The organism is Lactimicrobium massiliense (genome assembly GCF_900343155.1).
Taxonomy (GTDB): domain Bacteria; phylum Bacillota_I; class Bacilli_A; order Erysipelotrichales; family Erysipelotrichaceae; genus Bulleidia; species Bulleidia massiliensis.
Genome location: NZ_OUNG01000001.1, coordinates 308911 through 329925, shown reverse-complemented (window position 1 = coordinate 329925; position 21015 = coordinate 308911). Strand labels below are relative to the sequence as shown.

At 47.3% G+C, this 21015-nt stretch carries 20 protein-coding genes and 1 tRNA gene; all 21 read left to right on the top strand.

The features are described 5' to 3' along the window. Positions 1–12 precede the first annotated feature (12 nt). The 21 genes from DHU66_RS01635 (at position 13) to cas6e (ending at position 21010) form a co-directional block, all read left to right on the top strand. Entirely contained in the window at positions 13–924 is a 912-nt protein-coding gene (locus tag DHU66_RS01635) for an aldo/keto reductase (RefSeq protein WP_108774149.1), read from the top strand. Between the two features lie 10 nt (positions 925–934). After that, positions 935–1789, top strand: coding sequence for an HAD family hydrolase (locus DHU66_RS01630; RefSeq protein WP_108774148.1), 855 nt, complete (start codon positions 935–937; stop codon positions 1787–1789). Next, a complete protein-coding gene (locus DHU66_RS01625) occupies positions 1789–3285 on the top strand; it encodes a carboxypeptidase M32 (RefSeq protein ID WP_108774147.1) in 1497 nt (498 codons plus the stop codon). Before DHU66_RS01630 ends, DHU66_RS01625 begins: the two co-directional genes overlap by 1 nt. A 93-nt stretch (positions 3286–3378) precedes the next feature. Continuing rightward, the gene (locus DHU66_RS01620) at positions 3379–3849 is read left to right on the top strand and encodes a YbaK/EbsC family protein (protein ID WP_108774146.1); all 471 of its coding nucleotides are present in this window, start codon (positions 3379–3381) and stop codon (positions 3847–3849) included. A 50-nt stretch (positions 3850–3899) separates the two neighbouring features. After that, entirely contained in the window at positions 3900–5246 is a 1347-nt protein-coding gene (locus tag DHU66_RS01615) for a murein hydrolase activator EnvC family protein (RefSeq protein ID WP_167836202.1), read from the top strand. Positions 5247–5299: 53 nt separating this feature from the next. Beyond that, entirely contained in the window at positions 5300–6127 is an 828-nt protein-coding gene (locus DHU66_RS01610) for an aldose 1-epimerase family protein (protein WP_108774144.1), read from the top strand. Positions 6128–6199: 72 nt separating this feature from the next. Beyond that, complete coding sequence (gene nagB / locus DHU66_RS01605; RefSeq protein WP_108774143.1) at positions 6200–6925, top strand: glucosamine-6-phosphate deaminase; 726 nt, start codon at positions 6200–6202, stop codon at positions 6923–6925. A gap of 64 nt (positions 6926–6989) precedes the next feature. Continuing rightward, complete coding sequence (trxA, locus tag DHU66_RS01600) at positions 6990–7301, top strand: thioredoxin (protein WP_108774142.1); 312 nt, start codon at positions 6990–6992, stop codon at positions 7299–7301. 438 nt (positions 7302–7739) lie between these two features. Next, positions 7740–8279: a helix-turn-helix domain-containing protein gene (locus DHU66_RS01595; RefSeq protein WP_108774483.1), complete on the top strand. Its 540-nt coding sequence runs from the start codon at positions 7740–7742 to the stop codon at positions 8277–8279. A gap of 22 nt (positions 8280–8301) precedes the next feature. After that, positions 8302–9867 carry an ABC transporter ATP-binding protein gene (locus DHU66_RS01590; protein WP_108774141.1) on the top strand — a complete coding sequence of 522 codons (1566 nt, stop codon included), beginning with the start codon at positions 8302–8304 and terminating at the stop codon, positions 9865–9867. A gap of 4 nt (positions 9868–9871) precedes the next feature. Next, positions 9872–10657 carry an ABC transporter permease gene (locus DHU66_RS01585; protein WP_108774140.1) on the top strand — a complete coding sequence of 262 codons (786 nt, stop codon included), beginning with the start codon at positions 9872–9874 and terminating at the stop codon, positions 10655–10657. Then, positions 10657–11472: an ABC transporter permease gene (locus tag DHU66_RS01580; RefSeq protein WP_108774139.1), complete on the top strand. Its 816-nt coding sequence runs from the start codon at positions 10657–10659 to the stop codon at positions 11470–11472. Before DHU66_RS01585 ends, DHU66_RS01580 begins: the two co-directional genes overlap by 1 nt. After that, complete coding sequence (locus DHU66_RS01575) at positions 11441–12541, top strand: ABC transporter substrate-binding protein (protein WP_108774138.1); 1101 nt, start codon at positions 11441–11443, stop codon at positions 12539–12541. The genes DHU66_RS01580 and DHU66_RS01575 overlap by 32 nt, the downstream gene beginning before the upstream one ends. A gap of 1 nt (position 12542) precedes the next feature. Next, positions 12543–13124: a GNAT family N-acetyltransferase gene (locus DHU66_RS01570; RefSeq protein WP_108774137.1), complete on the top strand. Its 582-nt coding sequence runs from the start codon at positions 12543–12545 to the stop codon at positions 13122–13124. Positions 13125–13185: 61 nt separating this feature from the next. Beyond that, a tRNA-Cys gene (locus tag DHU66_RS01565) sits at positions 13186–13256 on the top strand. A gap of 151 nt (positions 13257–13407) precedes the next feature. After that, positions 13408–16284, top strand: coding sequence for a CRISPR-associated helicase Cas3' (cas3, locus tag DHU66_RS01560; RefSeq protein ID WP_342587726.1), 2877 nt, complete (start codon positions 13408–13410; stop codon positions 16282–16284). After that, entirely contained in the window at positions 16271–17953 is a 1683-nt protein-coding gene (locus tag DHU66_RS01555) for a type I-E CRISPR-associated protein Cse1/CasA (protein WP_108774135.1), read from the top strand. Before cas3 ends, DHU66_RS01555 begins: the two co-directional genes overlap by 14 nt. 9 nt (positions 17954–17962) lie before the next feature. After that, positions 17963–18568, top strand: coding sequence for a type I-E CRISPR-associated protein Cse2/CasB (gene casB, locus DHU66_RS01550; protein WP_108774134.1), 606 nt, complete (start codon positions 17963–17965; stop codon positions 18566–18568). Then, a complete protein-coding gene (gene cas7e, locus DHU66_RS01545) occupies positions 18561–19625 on the top strand; it encodes a type I-E CRISPR-associated protein Cas7/Cse4/CasC (RefSeq protein WP_108774133.1) in 1065 nt (354 codons plus the stop codon). Before casB ends, cas7e begins: the two co-directional genes overlap by 8 nt. A 13-nt stretch (positions 19626–19638) precedes the next feature. Next, complete coding sequence (gene cas5e / locus DHU66_RS01540; RefSeq protein ID WP_108774132.1) at positions 19639–20373, top strand: type I-E CRISPR-associated protein Cas5/CasD; 735 nt, start codon at positions 19639–19641, stop codon at positions 20371–20373. A gap of 1 nt (position 20374) precedes the next feature. After that, positions 20375–21010: a type I-E CRISPR-associated protein Cas6/Cse3/CasE gene (gene cas6e, locus DHU66_RS01535; protein ID WP_108774131.1), complete on the top strand. Its 636-nt coding sequence runs from the start codon at positions 20375–20377 to the stop codon at positions 21008–21010. Positions 21011–21015 lie beyond the last annotated feature (5 nt).

Here is a 21015-nt window from a genome sequence, read left to right as displayed (position 1 = left end):
AGGAGGATTGTTATGCATACAATTACAATCGGATCACAGCAGGTATCGGTCATCGGTGCCGGCTGCATGCGTATTGCCGGCCTTTCCGAAACAGAAACAGACGCATTTGTTTCAACAGCCCTGGACAATGGCATCAACTTCTTTGATGAAGCGGATATTTACGGCGGCGGCAAGAGTGAGGAAGTGCTCGGCGGCTGGATCGCAAAACACCCCGAAAAGCGGGAGAACATGTTTATCCAGAGCAAGTGTGCCATCCATGATGGCATGTATGACTTCTCAAAGGAACATATTCTCAAAAGCGTGGATGGCATCCTGTCACGCCTGCACACAGATTATCTGGACTCTCTGCTGCTGCACAGGCCGGATATCCTGATGGAGCCATCAGAAGTTGCAGAAGCCTTTGATACGCTCGAGAAGGCTGGCAAGGTGCGCCATTTCGGCGTATCCAATGAAAACCCGGCCCAGATGTCCTATCTGCAGTCTGGCCTGGCGCAGAAACTCTGGTGCAATCAGGTCCAGCTCAGCTGTGCCCATACGGTACTGATTGATGCAGGATTAAACGTGGATATGCACAATGATGCCGGCATTGACCGCGATGGCGGGACGCTGTACTGGTGTGCACAGCATCATATGGCCATTCAGGCATGGTCTCCCTTGCAGATGGGATATTTTGAAGGTGTGTTTCTGAATGCAGAGAAGTATGCTGCCCTGAACCAGAAGCTGCAGGAGATTGGCGAGCGCTATGGTGTTGGCAAAGATACGATTGCCTATGCCTGGATTCTGCGTCTGCCATTTGATTTGCAGGTGGTGCTTGGCACCAGTAAGCCTGCCCGTTTGATCAATGGCGCCAAGGCCGCGGATATTCAGCTGACCAGAACTGAATGGTACGATATTTACAAAGCAGCAGGGCATATGCTGCCGTAAGGAGAGAAACATGAACAAGAAAATTGTCTTTCTGGATGTGGATGGGACACTGATCAACTACCATGCCGAGCTGCCTGAAAGTGCAGCAAGGGCAGTGGAAGAGGCACGTGCCAATGGCCACCGTGTGTATATCTGCACGGGCTGCTCCAAAGCGGAGATTGAACAGCGCCATCTGTGTGAGCTGGATGGCATGATCGGCGGCAATGGTGCCTATGTGGAAGATCATGGCCATGTGGTCATGCACCAGGGATTGAGCAAAGAAGAGACAAAGCACATTGTCGACTGGTGCTGTGAACGCCATCTTGGCTTCTATCTGGAAGCCAATTCCGGCATGTACTGCAATGATGACATGCTTGTGCAGGGGCCCGCCGTCATGACCCGCTATGCACTGGGCAAGGGTGCGGATCTCACCGATGCCCGGAAGGGTGCAGATTCCTTTGTGAATTCGTTTATTCATCTGCCGCAGGAACAGCTGTACCGTGATGACATCAACAAGGTTTCCTTCATCCTGTCTTCCTACCAGGACCATCTTGACAGCAAAAAGGAATTCCCTGAACTGGAGGCCAATACATGGGGCGGTAAGGGTGAAGAAGCCCTGTTTGGGGATCTTGGTCCCAAAGGCATCACGAAAAAGCATGCCATTGATGTGCTGCTGAAATACCTGCATGCGGATCAGAAGGATACGATCTCCTTTGGTGATGCCAAGATTGATCTGTCTATGTTTGAGCTGTGCGCGTACAATGTTGCTATGGGCAACGGCGGCGATGAGATCAAGGCTGCTGCTGATTATGTGACCGATGATGTGGACAATGACGGCCTGTACAAGGCATTTGTGCATATCGGCCTGATAGAAGGAGACAAGTAATGAGCAAAGAAGAAATGCTGCAGAAGTATCATGACTGGATCTTTGCCATCTCGGCATACCGGATGGCACTGAATACGATTGAAATCGACAAGCAGACCGTTGCGCCAGCGGGCGGCAATGCGTACCGTGACAAGCGTTCTGCTTATCTTGCCGGCCAGCTGTTTTCTCTTGAAACAGATCCGGAAATGTATGAGATTCTGAGCGCATTGAACAAGGATGAAACACTGGATGGTGATGACAAGAGAGCTGTGCAGCTGTATCTGAAGGAAGCTGACAACAACCGCTGCATTCCGCATGATGAGTTTGTGGCATACCGCAATCTGATTGATACATCCTGGAATGTATGGCTCAAGGCAAAGCAGACCAATGACTATGATTCTTTTGCACCGGTGCTGGCAGATGTCATTGCAGCAAAAAAGAAGCTGTATGGCTACCGTCAGAGCTATCTATCTTTGTATGACCGCATGCTGGATGACTATGAGCCGGGCATGAATCAGCAGAAGTATGATGCCTTCTTTGCAAAGGTGCAGAAGGATCTTGTGCCGCTGCTGGAAGAGGTTGAAAAAGCAAAGCAGATTGATGATGGCTTCCTGTATCAGGACTATCCGGTGGAAGGCCAGAAGAAGTTCATGACCGGCCTGCTGCAATATCTTGGCTTTGATCACAGCTGGGGCTATCAGAATGAGACCGAACATCCGTTTACATCCTGGATCTGTGAAAATGACTGCCGGACAACGACAAAGTATCTGGAACACAATGTTATCAGTGCGGTGCTGTCCACTGTGCATGAAGTTGGCCATGCCTATTATGAACATGACTGCAATCCCAAGTATGACGGCATGATTCTCTCCGAAGGTATTCCATGTGCCCTGCATGAGTCACAGTCCCGCTTCTGTGAGAATTATCTTGGCAGAACAAGAGCATTCTGGACATACAACTATCCGCGTCTGCAGGAAGTCTTCCCGCAGCAGTTGCAGAATGTGTCCCTGGATGCCTTTGTCAAAGCAATCAATGTGGCAAGACCATCTCTGGTCAGAACGGAAGCGGATGAGCTGACCTATCCGCTGCATATCCTGGTGCGCTACCAGATCGAGAAGGGACTGTTTAACGGCTCCATTTCCACGGATCATCTGGATCAGACATGGAATGATATGTACCAGAAGTATCTTGGCGTACATGCCGAAAAGGCAAGTGAAGGCATTCTGCAGGATGTGCACTGGGCAGATGGAGACTTTGGCTACTTCCCGACCTATGCCCTTGGTTCTGCCTATGCGGCTCAGTTCATGCATGCCATGAAGAAGGATCTCGACGTGGATGATGCCCTGGCCAATAACCGCTACAAGGACTGCATCAGCTGGCTGAAGACACATATTCATCAGTATGGTTTCCGCTATCCGGCAGAAGAGCTGATGGTCAAAGTAACTGGTGAGCCGTTCAATCCGGACTACTACATTCAGTATCTGAGAGATAAATACGCAGCTTTGTACCAGTTATAACTAACGCATATAGCAAAGAAGGCGCCTGTGCATACAGGCGCTTTTGTTTCTGTGCTATCATCGACGCAATATGAGTTAGAAAGAGGGATGCATATGTCAGCAGAAAGTGTCAGAACGTTCTTTGAGGAAAGGGAAATCGCGGATCGGATCCAGACGCTGCATGAGTCTACAGCTACGGTGGCTCTGGCCGCAGCAGCTCTGCATATTGAAGAAGCACAGATTGCCAAGACGATGGCATTCATGGTGGAAGATCAGCCGGTGCTGGTGGTGTGTGAAGGCACAGCCCGGATTGACAATCATAAGTTCAAGGAAACTTTTCATACCAAGGCAAAGATGATGAGTGCAGAACAGCTGATGGAATATGTCGGCCATGAACCAGGCGGTGTGTGCCCGTTTGGCTTGAAGCCAGGTGTGGATGTGTATCTGGATGAGAGTCTGAAACACTGGGACAAGGTATGGCCGGCGGCCGGTGCCCACAACAATGCCATCTGTGTTTCTCTGGAAGAACTGGAGCAGTACAGCGGTGCAAAGGGATGGGTGGATGTGACCAAGGCTGCCGCCTGAGACAAACAAAGCAGAGAAATGGTATAATACTCCTGTTTTGGAGGAGCTTTATGAAGGGACGCCATTTGATTCCGCTGCTGAGCATCATGCTGGCAGTCAGTGTTCTGCCCATACGCGCAGATGATGATTATTCCGATACAACATACTGGACAAATCTCTGCACATCGGGAAATCTGACTTCAGCGGAAAAGACTTCCTGTCAGGGCTTCGTGGACTATATGTCATCCCAGTCTGATTCACTGTCTGCATCGATTGCGGATATTGACAGCCAGAAGGAGCAGATTGCGGCCAACATTGAAGAATATGCCGCTAAGATCAGCGACTATCAGACCCAGATTGATGATCTCAATGCGCAGATCAATTCCCTGCAGACACAGATTGAGGATCAGCAGGCACAGATCAATGAACAGGAAGAAAACGAAGCTTCTCTGCGTGAGAAGGTGAACCGTCAGATTGTCAATGCCCAGCCGACGATGCGGCTGTCAACGATGGTGGATATTCTGATGGGTGCCAAATCATTTGAAGATCTGATCCGGGTGGCCAATGGTCTCAGTGATATCACATCCTACAGCCATTCGCTGTTAGTACAACTGAATAATCTGATTGCGTCCCTGAATGATGCCAAGGCACAATTGCAGGCCAGCCAGGATGAGCTGAAACAGAAGCAGGATGATGTGCTTGCAAAGCAGTATGAGGCACAGGTCATTCAGCAGGAATATGAACAGCAGCAGGCAGATTTGATGGCCCAGCGAGCTTCGATTGTGTCCAATATCGAAGACATTCAGTCACAGATGAAGAATATTTCGGATGCCCTTGGCCAGGTGACAGCCAGTGACGGCTGGACATGGCCGGTGCCCGGTGTCAAGATGACACCCGGTGCAGGCACATGGTATTACGCTTCCGGCGGCAAGCACTATGGTGAAGACTTCGGCTATGGTGTTGTCTATGGCCAGTCCTATGTCGTAGCAGCGGCCAACGGTGTTGTCCTGTATGCCCATGATGCCGGCTGCGGCTATGGCCATCTTGGCGACTACTGCCCGGTGGTCGGCGGCGGCAATGAAATCCTGCTGCTGGTCAGTGTCAATGGCTCCGCCTATGGTGTCAAATACTACCATCTGTTAACCGGATCCTTCTCAGTATCCACCGGACAGGTAGTCAATGCCGGCGACCGGCTGGCCAATGTCGGTTCCTCCGGCAACTCGACCGGCCCGCATTGCCATATCTGTGTCTATTATCTTGGCGATGCTTCCAACTTCTCGTATTATGCCGAGAACTGGAATGGCGACATGGCGATGAATACCGGCTGGAATTCCAGCACGGAAAGAATCTGTGAAAATGGCGCTTCGGCACCATGCAAGGTCCGTCCGGAGACAATCTTTGGAACAGGTTGGGAATAAGGTGCATTGAAGCACCTTTTTCTTTGGGGTATGATGTGTGCAGGAGGAATCGTATGGCAGTTTATACAATGAAAAATGAGGAAGCGGCAGTCACCATTGATGAGCACGCATCCGAGATTCACAGCTTCACACTGGCAAAGACCGGCTTTGAGTACATGTGGAATGGAGATCCCAGGTACTGGTCCGGCCGCAACCCGACCCTGTTTCCGATGGTTGGCAAGACATGGGATGATACACTCCATATCAATGGCAAAGAGTATCATACCGGCAATCATGGCTTTGCCAGACACAGTGATTTCACCTGCATTCATCATGATGACAGCAATATCGTGATGCAGCTGAAAGACAGTGAAGAAACCTTGAAACAGTATCCGTTCCATTTCACGATGACCATTTCCTATCACCTGGAAGGCGCAAAGCTGTCCATCCGCTATGAAATCACCAATGACAATGAAGAAGTGATGCCGTTCAACTTCGGCCTGCATCCGGCTTTCAACTGCCCGAGTGATCCGGCAAAGAAGTATGAAGACTATCATATTGACTTCAATGCACCGGAAACGTTCACCTGGAAGGAAACGTACCTGGCCGGGGCAAAACGGATGTCCCTGCATCCGGATGCACTGAGTCAGACGATCATCATTCATCATCCTGACAGTGATGAGGTATCACTCAACGATGGCAGCCATGGTGTAAAGGTACATTTCACCGGCTTTGAATGGCTGGCGTTCTGGAGCCCGCATGCACCGTTTGTATGCATTGAGCCGTGGTATTCCCACACCGATTTTGAACAGGTCAAAGTGCCGTTTGAAAAGCGGGAAGGCACCCAGTTCCTGCAGCCGCATGATACGTTTCATGCAGGTTATGACATTACAGTGTTCTGAGATTGACACTGGAAACCCGTCCTGATATTCTTTCTCATGTAAGGCTTTTCAGAAGGGAGAATATCATTCACTATGTTCAACATTATTGTCTGCAAGAACTATGACGAAGTCAGCGAACAGGCATTCAAGCTGATGAAGGATATCATGCGCAAGGAAAAACCAGTGCTGGGTCTGGCAACCGGCAGCTCACCAGTTGGTCTTTACAAGCTGATGATTCAGGATCACAGGGAAAACGGTACATCCTATCAGAATGCTTTGACGTTCAATCTGGATGAATATGTCGGTCTCAAGCATACCGATGAGCAGAGCTACTACTATTTCATGCATGAAAACCTCTTTGACGGCATCGACTGCCCGGAAGAGAACATCCATGTACCGGATGGCAGCACCAATGATCCTGAAAAGGCAGCTGCAGACTATGAGACAGAGCTGGCAAAGCATACCGTTGATCTGCAGGTTCTTGGCATTGGCTCCGATGGCCACATTGCCTTCAATGAACCGGGTACACCGCTTGATTCTGTGACTCATGTGACTGACCTCAAGGAACAGACAATCTCTGACAATGCCAGATTCTTCGGCGGCGACAAGTCCAAGGTTCCGACCAAGGCTATTACACAGGGACTGGCATCCATCATGCGGGCAAGAAAGATTGTGCTGATTGCCACAGGTGCCAATAAGGCTGATGCCGTCTATGGCATGATCAAGGGTGAAGTTACAACAGACTGCCCGGCAAGCATCCTGCAGCGCCATGATGATGTGACGGTTGTGCTGGATGAAGCTGCCGCAAAGCGGCTTTGAGCATTTCACTTTTCTTTCCGGAAATGATTTGGCATACTGTCCCATGTAAACGGAGGAAACAACAATGAATATTATCAAGAATACAGCGGAATATGATGAGACACTGAAGAACAACAAGAGTGTATTTGTAGACTTCTATGCAGACTGGTGCGGACCGTGCAAGATGCTGGGACCGGTCGTTGAGCAGCTGGCGGGTGAAAACAGCGATGTGACTTTTATCAAGGTCAACGTGGATGACAACCCGGAAGTTGCTGAGCGCTATGGCATCATGTCTATTCCGACCCTGATTGCATTCAAGAACGGTGAGGTTGCCGGCAGCTCTGTTGGCTTCCAGCCGAAAGAAGCAGTTCAGGAACTCATCAATAAAGCAAAGTAAGAAAGCATAAGAAAATCTGCAGCGATGACTGCAGATTTTTTCTTTTGACAAAATCTAAGCTGTCTTTCTGATCTCTGGCATGGTTCCACCGAAGGATACAAGACTGCGTGTCTTACGATGCTCTTCAGCTGAAAACTGTGAGGCAGTTGAGAGAATGCTGCAGCATGCATCATCTTTGCCTAACAGGTATCCGGGCTCATGGAACCCATTTTTTTCATGCGATGGCTGGAAAATCATGCTGGAAAGCTGTAAAGAACATGTTCATTTGAAAGCATCCTGCTGGATTTTTCTGCAGCAGGTCTTTTTCTGACCCAGAAGTTTAGAGATTGCAAACAAAAAGTATTGCATAAGTGAAGCAGTCCGGTATAATAAACAAGGTTTGTTAAAAAGTCATTTTTAGTTTAGCTAAACTAAACATGAGAGGGGGGCTTGCAAGTGATAGATATTGGCAATCGAATCAGGCAGCTGCGCATCAAGAATGAGCTGACTCTGCAGGAACTGGCCAGCCGGACAGAACTGACCAAGGGCTTTCTGAGCCAGCTGGAACGGAATCTGACCGCACCGTCTTTGGCAACGCTGGATGATATCTGTGAGGCGCTGGGTACGGATCTTTCGCATTTCTTCAAGGAGGAAGGGGAAGAGAAGATTGTGTTTACACCGCAGGATGCTTTTGTGGATGAGCAGGAGGGCAGAGTGCTGCACTGGATTGTGCCCAATGCACAGAAGAATGACATGGAACCGCTGCTGATGGAGCTGCTGCCGCATGGACGCTCCCAGGTGATTGAGCCGCATGAGGGTGAAGAGTTTGGCTATGTGCTGCAGGGCAGGATTGTCATCATGCGGGACACGGACCGTAAGGGTATTGCTGCCCGGCGCGGGGATACGTTCTATCTCAAGGGTGATACAGCCCACTATCTGGAAAATCGTACGGAAAACAAAGCTGTTGTGCTGTGGATCAGCACACCGCCTGTATTTTGAAGACAAGAGGGGATAAGAGAAAATGAAGAAACTGATCGAAATCAAGAATGTTGTAAAGGCATTTGACCGCCAGGTTGTTCTCAAGGGGATCTCACTGGACATCAATGAGAATGAGTTTGTGACGCTGCTGGGACCTTCCGGCTGCGGCAAGACAACCCTGCTGCGCATGATCGGCGGCTTTCTGGAACCGGATGAAGGCCATATCCTGATTGATGGCGAAGATCAGGCAGGCGTGCCTGCCTATAAGCGGGATGTGAACACGGTATTTCAGCACTATGCTCTGTTTCCGCATCTGAATGTCTATGACAATATTGCCTTTGGCCTGAATATCCGCAAAATGCCAAAGGATATCATCGAACAAAAGGTTTCCCGCATGATCTCGCTGGTTGGTCTGGAAGGCTTTGAAAAGCGTGATGTTACCCTGATGTCCGGCGGCCAGCAGCAGCGTGTTGCCATTGCCAGAGCGCTGGTCAATGAGCCTAAGGTACTTCTGCTGGATGAGTCTTTGAGTGCACTGGATAAGAACCTGAGAAAAGAAATGCAGATGGAACTCAAGGACATCCAGAAGGAAGTCGGCATTACCTTCATCTTTGTCACGCATGATCAGGAAGAGGCTCTGACAATGTCTGACAAGATCGTCATCATGAAAGATGGTGAGATTGAACAGATCGGCACGCCAACTGATGTGTACAATGAGCCGATCAATGAATACTGTGCCCGTTTCATCGGGGATTCCAACATCATCGATGGCACGATGAAGGCAGACCGCAGAGTAGAGTTTGATGATACGGTCTATGACTGCGTGGATTATGGCTTCCATGAGAATGAGCCGGTTGATATTGTGATCCGTCCTGAGGATATTGATATCGTGACCAGAAACAGAGGCCTGCTGAATGGTGAGGTCAAGTCTGTTCTGTTCAAGGGCGTACACTATGAGGTTATTGCTGAGACATCCTCCGGTACAAGTAAGACCGTTACGATGCATGTGACCAAGGCACAGGACGTCGTCAATGAAGAAGCCCGTGAAAAGATCAGTGCTTCTTCGTTCTACATGGATCTGGAAGACGTTGCCAGCCTGTCTGATCCTGAGGTCATTGCCCGTGCCAATGCCCAGGCATGGAATGATGATAATGAAGATGTATCTTTGACAACCGTGGAATATGATGTCAAGCCGGAAGTCGGCGTTTATCCGTGCACATTTGCCACAGATGCCGGCACTTCCATCACGATCCGCATTCATGTGGTCAAGCCGCAGGTTGTTGAAGATACGGAAAATGAAGAGAAGATCCAGGCATTTGATTTCTACCGCAATGCGGATGATATCAAGGAGTCTGTTGCCCTGGATACTGATCTGATCCGCTGGGCAGATGCCTATGCATGGGATACCGAAGATAACAGCCGCGTTGAGATCTGGGACGTGAAGTATGACTTTGATGACCAGAATATCACCGAAGGCGACTATCCGATTACGTTCAGCACACAGGGCCGCGAGCTCAAGATCGAGACAACTGACAAGCATGAAGTCGGTGAGAGAATCGGTCTGCGCTGGGATCCATCTGACATCCATGTCATGAGAAAGATGAGGTAAGCACATGAAGCAGTTTAACAAACTTGTGTATCCTTACATGATCTGGGCCTTCATCATGATCGTGCTGCCCATGGTCATGATTGTCCTGTATGCTTTCACAGTCAAAGGAAACGATGTTCTGACTTTCCAGTTCACCATTTCCAACTTTACCCGTTTCTTCTCCGATTCCATCTTTCCAAGTGTGCTGTGGCGCTCTTTAAAGATGGCATTCTTCACAACCATCATCTGCATTGCCATCGGGTATCCAACTGCCTATTTCATGGCAAGAATGAAGCCGAGAAGCCAGGGGCTGACCGTATTGTTAATCACGCTGCCAATGTGGATCAACATGCTGGTGCGCACCTATGCCTGGAAGGGCATCCTGGCCAGAACCGGATGGCCCGCTGAAGTACGTGTCTATATCGGCATGGTCTATAACTTCCTGCCGTTCATGATCCTGCAGATCTACAATGCATTAAACAAGATTGACCCTGCTTTGATCATTGCCGCCAATGACCTTGGCGCCAACAGCCGCCAGACATTCCGCAGAGTCATTCTGCCCCTGTCACTCAGCGGCGTTGTCAGCGGCATCACACTCGTCTTTCTGCCGGCGGTATCTTCCTTCTTCATCCCCAAGCTGCTGGGCGGCGGAAGATATGTTCTCATTGGCAACCTGATCGAAGACTACTTCATCAGTACCGGTGACTGGAACTTCGGCTCCGCCATCAGTATGATCATGGCCATCATTATCCTGATCTCCATGTACATCACCCGCAAACTTGACAAAGAACCAGAGGAGGCATCTGACTGATGGAAAAGAAAACAGATCTCAAAGCTAAAATCTGGCTTGCACTGATCATGGTGTTCTTCTATGCACCAATTGCCTATGTTGTCTTCTTCAGCTTCAACCGTTCCAAATCTCTGACCAGATTCACCGGTTTTTCGCTGCGCTGGTATGAAGCCATGTTCCATAACAGATCCATTCTGGAAGCCATCGGCTATACCGTACTTTGTGCGGTGCTGGCAACGGCAATCTCCACGCTGGTTGGTACCATCACTGCGATCTCTTTAAGCAAAAACAAGAAAGTTATCAGAGAAGCCGTTACCCAGGTCAATAACCTGCCAATGCTCAATCCGGAGATTGTCACGGCAATTGGCTTAATGCTGTTCTATACATCTCTGCGCATCAAGACAGGCTTCATGACAATGCTGCTGGCACACATTGCCTTCTGTATTCCCTATGTCATCCTGACCATCATGCCAAGACTCAGACGGCTGGATCCCAACATTGCCGAAGCTGCCATGGACCTTGGCTGCACACCGATGCAGGCCATGTTCAAGGTCATCATCCCGCAGATCAAAGAGGGTATTGTTGCCGCAGCACTGGTCGCATTCTCCATGTCCTTTGATGACTTTATCATCTCTATGTTCACGACCGGACCAGGCGTATCCAACATTTCCATCTATGTCTATGCCAACGTCAAGCGCGTCAATCCAACCATCAATGCACTCAGCTCGATTATCGTGCTGATCATTACGATCGTATTGATCATCGTCAACGTCGTGCCGATGATCAGAAAGGGGAAAAAGAACAATGAAGCATTTGCTGAAGACCGCATTGCTTAGTGCAACCTGTCTTTCCATGGCTGCCTGTGCCGGCGGCAGCGGCAGTTATGTGCAGCAGGTGGCAGATGCCAAAACAGAATATGGCTGCAGCGTCATCAACGTCTTCAATGCCGGTGAGTACATTGGCGAAGATGTCGTTTCCAACTTCGAGAAGATGTACAATGCCCGCGTTAACTACGATACGTTTGAATCCAACGAAATGATGTACACAAAGCTCTTGGGCGGCAGCTCGTATGATGTGCTTGTCCCGAGTGACTACATGATTGAGCAATTGATGCAGGAGAACATGCTGCAGAAGATTGACATGAGTGCCATGACCAACTACAGCCTGCTCGATCCGAATGTCATTGAGAACCAGAAGTCCTTCGATCCAACCCTGGAATATTCCATTCCGTACTTCTGGGGATCCGTCGGTCTTGTTTACAACAAGACCACTGTTCCGGAGGAAAAGATCAGGAAAGAGGGATGGAATATCCTCAAGGATCCGGAATATAAGGGCAAGATCTATTTCTACGATTCCCAGCGCGATGCCTTCATGGTTGCCTTCAAAGCACTTGGCTATTCCATGAATACAGATGATGAAGAACAGATTCAAAAAGCGTATGAATGGCTCAAGGAAATGAATGACACCATGGATCCCGCCTATGTGACGGATGAAGTCATTGATGGCATGGTTAATGCCGAAGAAGACATTGCCCTGATGTATTCCGGTGACGCGGCTTATGTCCTGTCTGAAAACATGGATATGGGCTGGATTGAACCGGATCAGGGCACCAATGTCTGGATCGATGCCATGGTCATTCCATCCAATGCCAGCTGCCCGGGCCTTGCCAATGCCTTCATCAACTACATCATCTCCGAAGATGTACAGATGGAAAACAGCAGCTACGTCGGCTATACATCCGTTGACAAGAGTGTCGCGGAATACATGAGCGGCAAAGACGGTGACTACTTTGAAAACGATGCCTACATCCCAAGAACCGGTTATGCCAAAGACGAAACATTCCACTATAATCCGGTTCTCAAGCAGAAACTCTCCGACCTCTGGAACAAAGTCAAAGTAGGCTGATATGCACAAGGTCACTGATATCTCAAGATGTCAGGAAATCGCATCGGCTTGTACAGACGCATTCCTGCATGAACCGGGAACATTTCCCGCCATGCTGGATGTGCAGGAAACCATGGCTCTGATGCAGGCGGTTATCCATATGGCAGTCTTATCCGGATCACTCTATGAAAATGAAGCACGAAGTGCCTGGATGTTTGTCTATCACAAGCACAATGGTCCCAGTATACTGGCACAGGCAAGGATGGGATGGAATGTTCTGAGACATATAAAACCAGCCCACACGATGGCAATGCAGCAGGCATTGTCATCGTGGCAGCCGGCAACGGAACGCTTCCGGAAGGAACACAATTACCTGTATGTCTATCTCTTTGCCATACGTACAGAAAGCCAGCATCAGGGCATGATGCGCGCCATGCTCAGACAGCTTCAGAAACAGGCAGCTGAAGAACAGATCCCCATCATTCTCGACACGGATTCACCGATCAAAAGACAGAAATATGAGGCCTGCGGATTCAGAACTGCAGCCAGTGCAGAACTGCCCTGCGGCATCTGCCAGTATGCTATGATCTGGCGTCCTTACTGATAGTTTTGGTTGCAATTGACCTCTACTCTTGGTATTATAAGAAAGCACGAAAAGTGAACGTGGTTCCTTAGCCAAGTGGTAAGGCAACAGACTGCAACTCTGTGAGCGCCGGTTCGACTCCGGCAGGAACCTCTTAAATAACCGTATCCAACATAGGATGCGGTTTTTTATGTTCTGTTTCTGACGAAGCTGGATTTATGTGCATGTACAAGTTTATAATATAAAAAGAATTGTCTGTGAAGTATCATGGGGACGGATTGTATTATTGAAAATATATATATGTATGCGTTTTAATGTACGCGAATATCATTTGCATGGGGGAAATATGGAAATCGAATCTGATCATCCTTCTTTAGTTAATGTGCTATGGGCAAAAAAGAGTGATAGAAGTGGAAGGTTTTCCTGGCTTCCTTTGCTGGTTCATCTCCAGGATACAATGAACGTAGCTGGATTTTTGTGGAATCATTGGCTGGCGCAGGGCCAAAGAGATGCTGTCGTTGCTCAGATGGATTCAGGCAATGAAGAAACCGGTGAAAGGCTTGTCAGGTTTCTTGGAGGTGTTCATGATATCGGCAAAGCAACACCGGCTTTCCAGACACAAAAGGGGTATTCCTGCTCGGATGACCTCGATGATATTCTGATGGAAAAACTCGAATTTTGTGGTGCAACAGGCATCAGACAATGCCGGCTTCCTTCAGCCTGTTGTACGCATCATTCTCTTGCTGGGGCTGTTATCCTAAAACAGATTGGAGTTAATGACGATATTGCTTCCATCATTTCCGGACATCATGGCATGCCTGCAGATAATGCATATGTGCTTGAGGATCAGATTGATGGCTATCAGGCAAATTACTATCAGGTTGAAGATAAAAATTCTCCCGTTTACAAATTGTGGAAAGATTCGCAGGAATGGATATGCAGGTGGGCTCTTGAGCAGAGTGGTATTCTTGAAATCAGCAATCTGCCATCACTTTCTCTGCCTGCTCAGGTTATTCTTTGTGGTCTTGTAATCATGGCTGACTGGATTGCAAGCAATGAATCTTATTTCCCTCTGATTGATATTGATCAGGATACTGTTGGTGACAGCGCGCTACGCTTTCAGAATGGAGTCCGAAAATGGTTTTGTGATCAGCCTCTTGCGGTCGGAGAGCCGGACTCTGCTGATCAATTGTTTGCGGAACGATTCCATTTTGCACCTCGTGGATTTCAGAAAACAATATTTAATACAATAGCAAATACAGAGCATCCCGGTCTTGTCATCATCGAAGCACCTACCGGATGCGGAAAGACAGAGGCCGCTCTAGCAACTGCTGAACAGCTTGCAGCAAAGACGCAAAGAAGCGGATTATTCTTTGGCCTTCCTACTCAGGCTACGGCAAACAGTATCTTTGCAAGAGTGTATCCATGGCTTGACAGCGTTGTGAAAGACTATGACAACACACAGTCTTTCCGTCTGCAGCATGGCAAGTCACTGCTGAATCCTTTGATGAACCAACTGACCAGCCACCATGATGATCAAACTAGGGCAAGCAATATCGGCACTGATGAGAATGGTGAAAATTCAGTTATTGTCAATCAGTGGTTTTCAGGGCGCAAAACAGCATCACTGGATGACTTTGTGGTTGGAACAGTCGATCAGTTCCTGCTTGTCTCACTGAAGCAGAAGCATCTGATGCTGCGGCATCTGGGCTTTGATAAAAAAGTTGTCATCATTGATGAAGTACATGCCTACGATGCCTACATGCAGCAGTATCTTGACAAAGCGCTTGAGTGGATGGGGGCATATCACGTTCCTGTTATCCTGCTGTCAGCAACTCTTCCGGCTGATAAAAGAGCTGAATTTGTGCGCTGCTATCTTCGTGGATATGGAAGCAGCACACTCAGCCTTTCGCACTCAGACACCGATCTGCAGACAGAACGTTATCCGCTGCTGACATACACAGATGGTGCATCTGTGAAGCAGAACGCTGACTTTGAGGCCATGGAACAAAGAACTGTGCATATAAAGAAAATATCGGACAATTCCCTGATTGCTAACGTTTCGTCGCTGCTTGAAAAGGGAGGTGTTATTGGCGTGATCGTCAACACCGTCAGAAGGGCGCAGGATACGGCATCTATGCTTGCTGAAAAGTACGGAAAAGAGAATGTGATGCTATTACATTCCAGCTTTATTGCAGCAGATCGCGCAAAGATAGAAGATGAGCTGCTGAAACGTATTGGCAAGGGTGGGAACAGGCCAGAACGACTGATTGTTGTTGGCACCCAGGTAATAGAGCAGTCGCTTGACATTGACTTTGATGCCGTATTTACGGATCTTTGCCCGATGGATCTTTTGATTCAGAGAATTGGCAGGCTGCAGCGCCATCAGATCAGCAGACCGTCACAATACAAAGAGGCATGCATCTATGTAATGGGAGCGGACAAACCAATGGAGTTTGAATCCGGGTCAAGACATGTCTACCAGGAATATCTTCTCGCTCGCACACAGTTCTGGCTGCCTGATGAAATCAGAATTCCGCAGGATGTCTCACCGCTTGTGCAAAAGGTATACGATTTGAACCATATAGATCCTCCATACACGGAACAGCCTGAACTACTCTACCAGCATGCAAAAGAAAAATTTAAGACATATACACATAACAAAAGCAAGAAAGCTGGTGTATTCCAGATTGACCGTCCATCATTGCGGATCAATCCTGAAAAAAGAAATTTGTTTGGGTGGCTGAATAACACAGTCGGATTGGAGAAAGAGGAAGAAGCCTGTGCGCAGGTAAGAGATACGGAAGAAACGATTGAAGTGATTGCGGTAAGACAATATGGTTCATGCTATGGTTTCTTTGCCGCCAAAACTGAGCAGGAGAGGAATCTTGGGGCTAATATTGATAAACCTGCAATTGCCAGGAAGCTTGCTGAACAGACAATCCGTCTGCCGCGTGCGGCTACTTATAAGGCTGGGGCCGGAAGAATGATCGAATGGCTTGAAGAGTATAATAAAAAGAAGCTGTCAGAGTGGCAAAGCCAGATATGGCTCAAAGGCGCTCTTGGCATCATTTTCGATGAGAAAGGTAATTTTGTAATTTCTGAATTTGGCATTTGTCTTCATTATGACAATATGCTTGGACTTGAGGTGAAGAAGGAGGAAGACAATGGGGAGTTTTAATTTGCTGGATGAGCCTTGGATTTCCGTAATGTCTATGGATGGGCAGCAACTTGATGTATCTTTGAAAGAAGTGTTTTCCCATGCTCAGGAGTATCAGTGTCTGGCTGGAGAAATGGAAACACAGAATTTTGCAGTGCTTCGTTTTCTGCTTTCAGTTGTTCAGACAGTATTTTCACGTTTTGACAGTGAGGGAAGACCATATGAGGGAATTGAACTGGATCAGCAGATGAGGCAGATTAACACTCTGGACAGTGATGACTATGAAGATGCCAGGAATACCTGCTGGGACGCATTGTGGAAGAAAGGCGCTTTTCCCGAAATTGTAAATCAGTATCTGGAAAAGTGGAGAGATCATTTCTTTCTGTATGATGACAAGTTTCCTTTCTACCAGGTTACACAGAAGGAAATGAGAGCCCTTCTTCCCACTGGCAAAAAACCTACTGAGATGAAAGGAAGGAATTTCAACCGTCTCATTTCAGAAAGCAACAACAAACTTGCGTTATTTTCACCGGTTGGTGATCATGAAGAAAAGAAATTATCCCCAAAGGATGATATGACATCTGCGCAGCTGATCAGATGGCTGATCATGCTGCAGGGATATATTGGTGTTGCTGATAAAGCAAGTCTTGTAAAGGAAGGACAGAAGCCTTCCAAGGGATGGCTGTATGATATAGGTGGACTTTATGCAGAAGGAGATAATCTCTTTGAAACATTGATGCTGAACTTTATTCCTGTGCATCCTGAAGATAAATACTCACCACAATCACCTTGCTGGGAGTATTCTGGAATAGAAAATATAAATAAGCTGATCAGAGGTGAGACCGTTGAAAACCTTGCAGATCTCTATACAAATTGGAGCAGAGCAATTGCCATTGATCCGGCGTTCCAAGAAAAAGCAGAGAAAACGCTTCAGATAGTCAAGCTTCCTGGTATTGTTCATCAGGATAATTTCATTGAGCCAATGACAATATGGCATTTTAATAAAACAGGTGAATATAAAAACCACTATACCCCTCAAAAACACAGGCCTGCTCAGTCAGTGTGGAGAAATTTTGGCTTGATCGCACTGAAGAGTTCTTCAGATGACCATCAGAAGAAACCACTTATTATCGAATCACTTGACAGGCGCAGCAGATCTATTGGAAGAAGATTTATTACGATCTGTGCCGTGAGTATGCAGGATGATGGCGGGGCAACTTCCTGGGTTCCTGTTGATGAAGTGACGGATGAATTATTTGTAAATGATATGGTCATGTCTGATGAAACTGACCGCGGATGGATTGTCAGAATTAATGAGACAGTTGATATCACGAAATTGATAGCGGACCGATATTGGAGATTTCTGACAAACATTGCCAGAATCCGGGGGATGGATCCGAAAAAAGGTGGAAAGGCATTTGCGGATGCTGGTAAAGAAGATTTTTATCAGAGTCTGAATCATCCCTTTCGTGAGTGGCTTGCTTCAATTAAGCCTGAAGATTCTAAAGACCAAAGGATCAGAGAATGGCATGAAATGCTGAAGGAAATCGCCCGTGATGAAGCTCAGAAGATTGTACAGCAGGCTACAACAAGAGATTACCTGGGAATAATAGACGATAATAATAACGCGTTAAATATTGTGACAGCATATCAGATGTTTATTGGTGGGGTTAATAAGATTCTAAAGTAGGGAGGAAACATGTCAGAGACAAATACCATCAGAAAATCTGCAGGACAAGTGACAATCCGCATCATTTCGCAGCTGGAAAATGATGCACATAAAGCTGCAAACCTGGCCAGGCTGAGAAATTCTATTGGCAAACCGCTGTCAGATGCTGGAGATGTTTGGCCGATTCTGCTTGCAAACATTCCGTCGGAATTTCTCAGCAGAAACGGAAAAGAAACAAAAGAGGAGTCTGCTGTATTTACAGCATTGCAGCTGTATGCAATGTGCATGCAGGGTTCATCTTCCGTCATTTCAGACAGTTCTTATGAGCATTCGGTCGGCGCATCGCTCCGCAGTGGAAGAAAAGCTGATGATTCAGAAGCGCTTGACCGCAGATTCAATGCGCTGATTACTGCAGATACGTATGCTGAGATGACGCATCATCTGCGACAGTTGCTTAAGATTGTAAAGAGCAAATATGTGATGACCGTGAATTTTGGACGTCTTGCAAATGATTTGTATAACTGGCAGAAAGGATACCGGCGTTCGGTATGCTTCCGTTGGGCACAGGATTACTATGCAAATATTAATGATCAGCAGGAAAATAATCTGAATAAGGAGGAAAGTACAAATGACTAATCAGAGAGTTTATCTTGACATTCATGCAATTCAGACATTACCGTCTTCCAATATCAACCGTGATGATACAGGAAGTCCAAAGACAGCGCAGTATGGAGGTGTCAGAAGGGCGAGGGTCAGTTCGCAGGCGTGGAAGCGTGCAATGCGACAGTACTTTGAAGATCATAGCGCTGCAACACTGGGCGTCCGCACGAAGCATATTGTAGAATATGTCGCCGAAGCAATACAGGAACAGGACAGCACTGTCGATAGTGCAAAAGCAATGGATCTTGCTGAAAAGGCGTTAAATGATGCCGGTATTTCAACGGATAAAAAGGCCAGAATTGCAAAGGCTTTGTTTTTCCTTGGCAAAGAGCAGGCTGAGAACCTGGCAACTGCAGCTTTGCATGGAGAAAAAGACAAAAAGGTTTTACAGGCAATACTGAAAGATAATCCGGATATTGATATTGCTCTTTTTGGAAGGATGGTTGCAGATGATCCTACGCTGAATGAAGATGCCTCAGCACAGGTTGCACATGCTATTTCCACACATGCGGTTGAAACAGAATTTGATTACTACACTGCAATGGATGATTTGTCACCCGCAGATAACGCAGGTGCAGGCATGCTTGGCACGATTGAGTATAATTCGGAGACACTGTATCGCTATGCCAATGTCGCTGTTCATGAGCTGAACAGGCAGCTTGGAAATGTGGATAACACGATCAACGCATTAAAGCTGTTTGTGGAAGCATTCTCGAATTCGATGCCGACCGGAAAGATTAATACATTTGCCAACACAACACTTCCAGAGGCAATCATGATCAATGTCAGAACGGACAGACCTGTTAACCTTGTCAGTGCTTTTGAAAAACCCGTTAAATCAACAGATGGGTATGCCGAAAAATCAGTGGAAAAAATGTTTTCTGAACTGGAAAAAACTGAAAAATACGTTTCAAAGCCTGTTCTTACTTTGTATCTGACAGATACTGATCTCAGAGAAAAACCTGAAGGAAAGGAAGAGCAGAGTCTTGCAGATTTGCTGGAAGATCTGGATCAGATCCGAACTCTGCTTTAGAAAGTGAGACTTTATGAAGACCATTTTACTGAAATTTTCAGGACCCCTGCAGTCCTGGGGGTCTTCATCTCATTTTGAAACCCGTCATACAGACTTGTATCCTTCAAAAAGTGCTGTTATTGGGATGATTGCGGCAGCTTTTGGCTATCGCAGAGATTCTGATGCAAAGATCCGCAGATTGAATCAGCTTCATTTTGCTGTACGCATAGATCAGCCTGGAGCAATGAGCAAAGATTACCAGACGGCACATAAATACAAGAATAATACAGAACCAGTGGTTCTGGACAGAACTTACGTTACCCAGAGATATTATCTGGAGGATGCGCTTTTCGTTGTAGCGGTCGGACATGAAGACGATGACTGGATTGATGAGATTGCCGAAGCTTTACAGCATCCATATTTTCCGCTCTATATGGGCAGAAGATCATATCCGGTGCCTGCTGACTTTTTCATGGGATGTATCAATACTGATGTGATTACTGCCTTGCATCAGCAGCCGTGGCAGGCTTCCTCCTGGTACCAGAGAAAGCATAGAAAAACAAAGTCAGTTTCTCTTTCTCTGCACGCAGATGCTTGCCTGATTCCAGAAAGAAAAGGAAATTACCGTAGAGATTATGTTGACTCTTTTTCCTGGGAAGGACGCAGGTATCTGCTCAGGCAGGAAAGCAAGACTTTGATCAATATTGATAACCCATCATATAAAGATGAAGAGACGGAGCATGACGTGTTTGCCTGGGTGGAGGAATGATATGTATTTATCACGTGTAGAACTTGATACGAATAATCGTCAGAAAATCAGAGATCTGACTCATGTCGGAGCATATCACAGCTGGGTCGAAGATAGCTTTCCTGATGAAGAAACACAGGGTGAAAGAACAAGGAAGCTCTGGCGTCTGGACACTCTGAACGGGCATACCTATCTGCTTGTCGTCAGTAAAACAAAACCAGATCTGGTCAGACTCGAGAAATATGGCGTGCCTGGATCCGCGCAGACAAAGAACTATGATCGATTTCTGGCAGGAATAACAACCGGGAAAAGATATCGTTTCAGAGCTGTTCTGAATCCTGTTCACTCTGTATCTGATGGCACGCACACCAGAGGAAAGGTATTTCCCGAAGTGACAGTCAGTCAGCAGCTTGCGTATTTTGCAAAAAGGGCGGAACCAAATGGATTTCTTCTGGAACCAGGACAGTATACCGTCAGGGAAAGAAAATATGTGCTTCTGAAGAAATCCGGGATGAAGACAGTTCGCCTTAGTCAGGCGGCATTTGAAGGCGTTCTGCAGGTGAAAGATGCAGAATTATTCCGGCATGCCCTGATTCAGGGAATTGGCCGCAAAAAGGCATATGGTTTTGGAATGATGACGGTGATTCCAATAGAGTGATCATA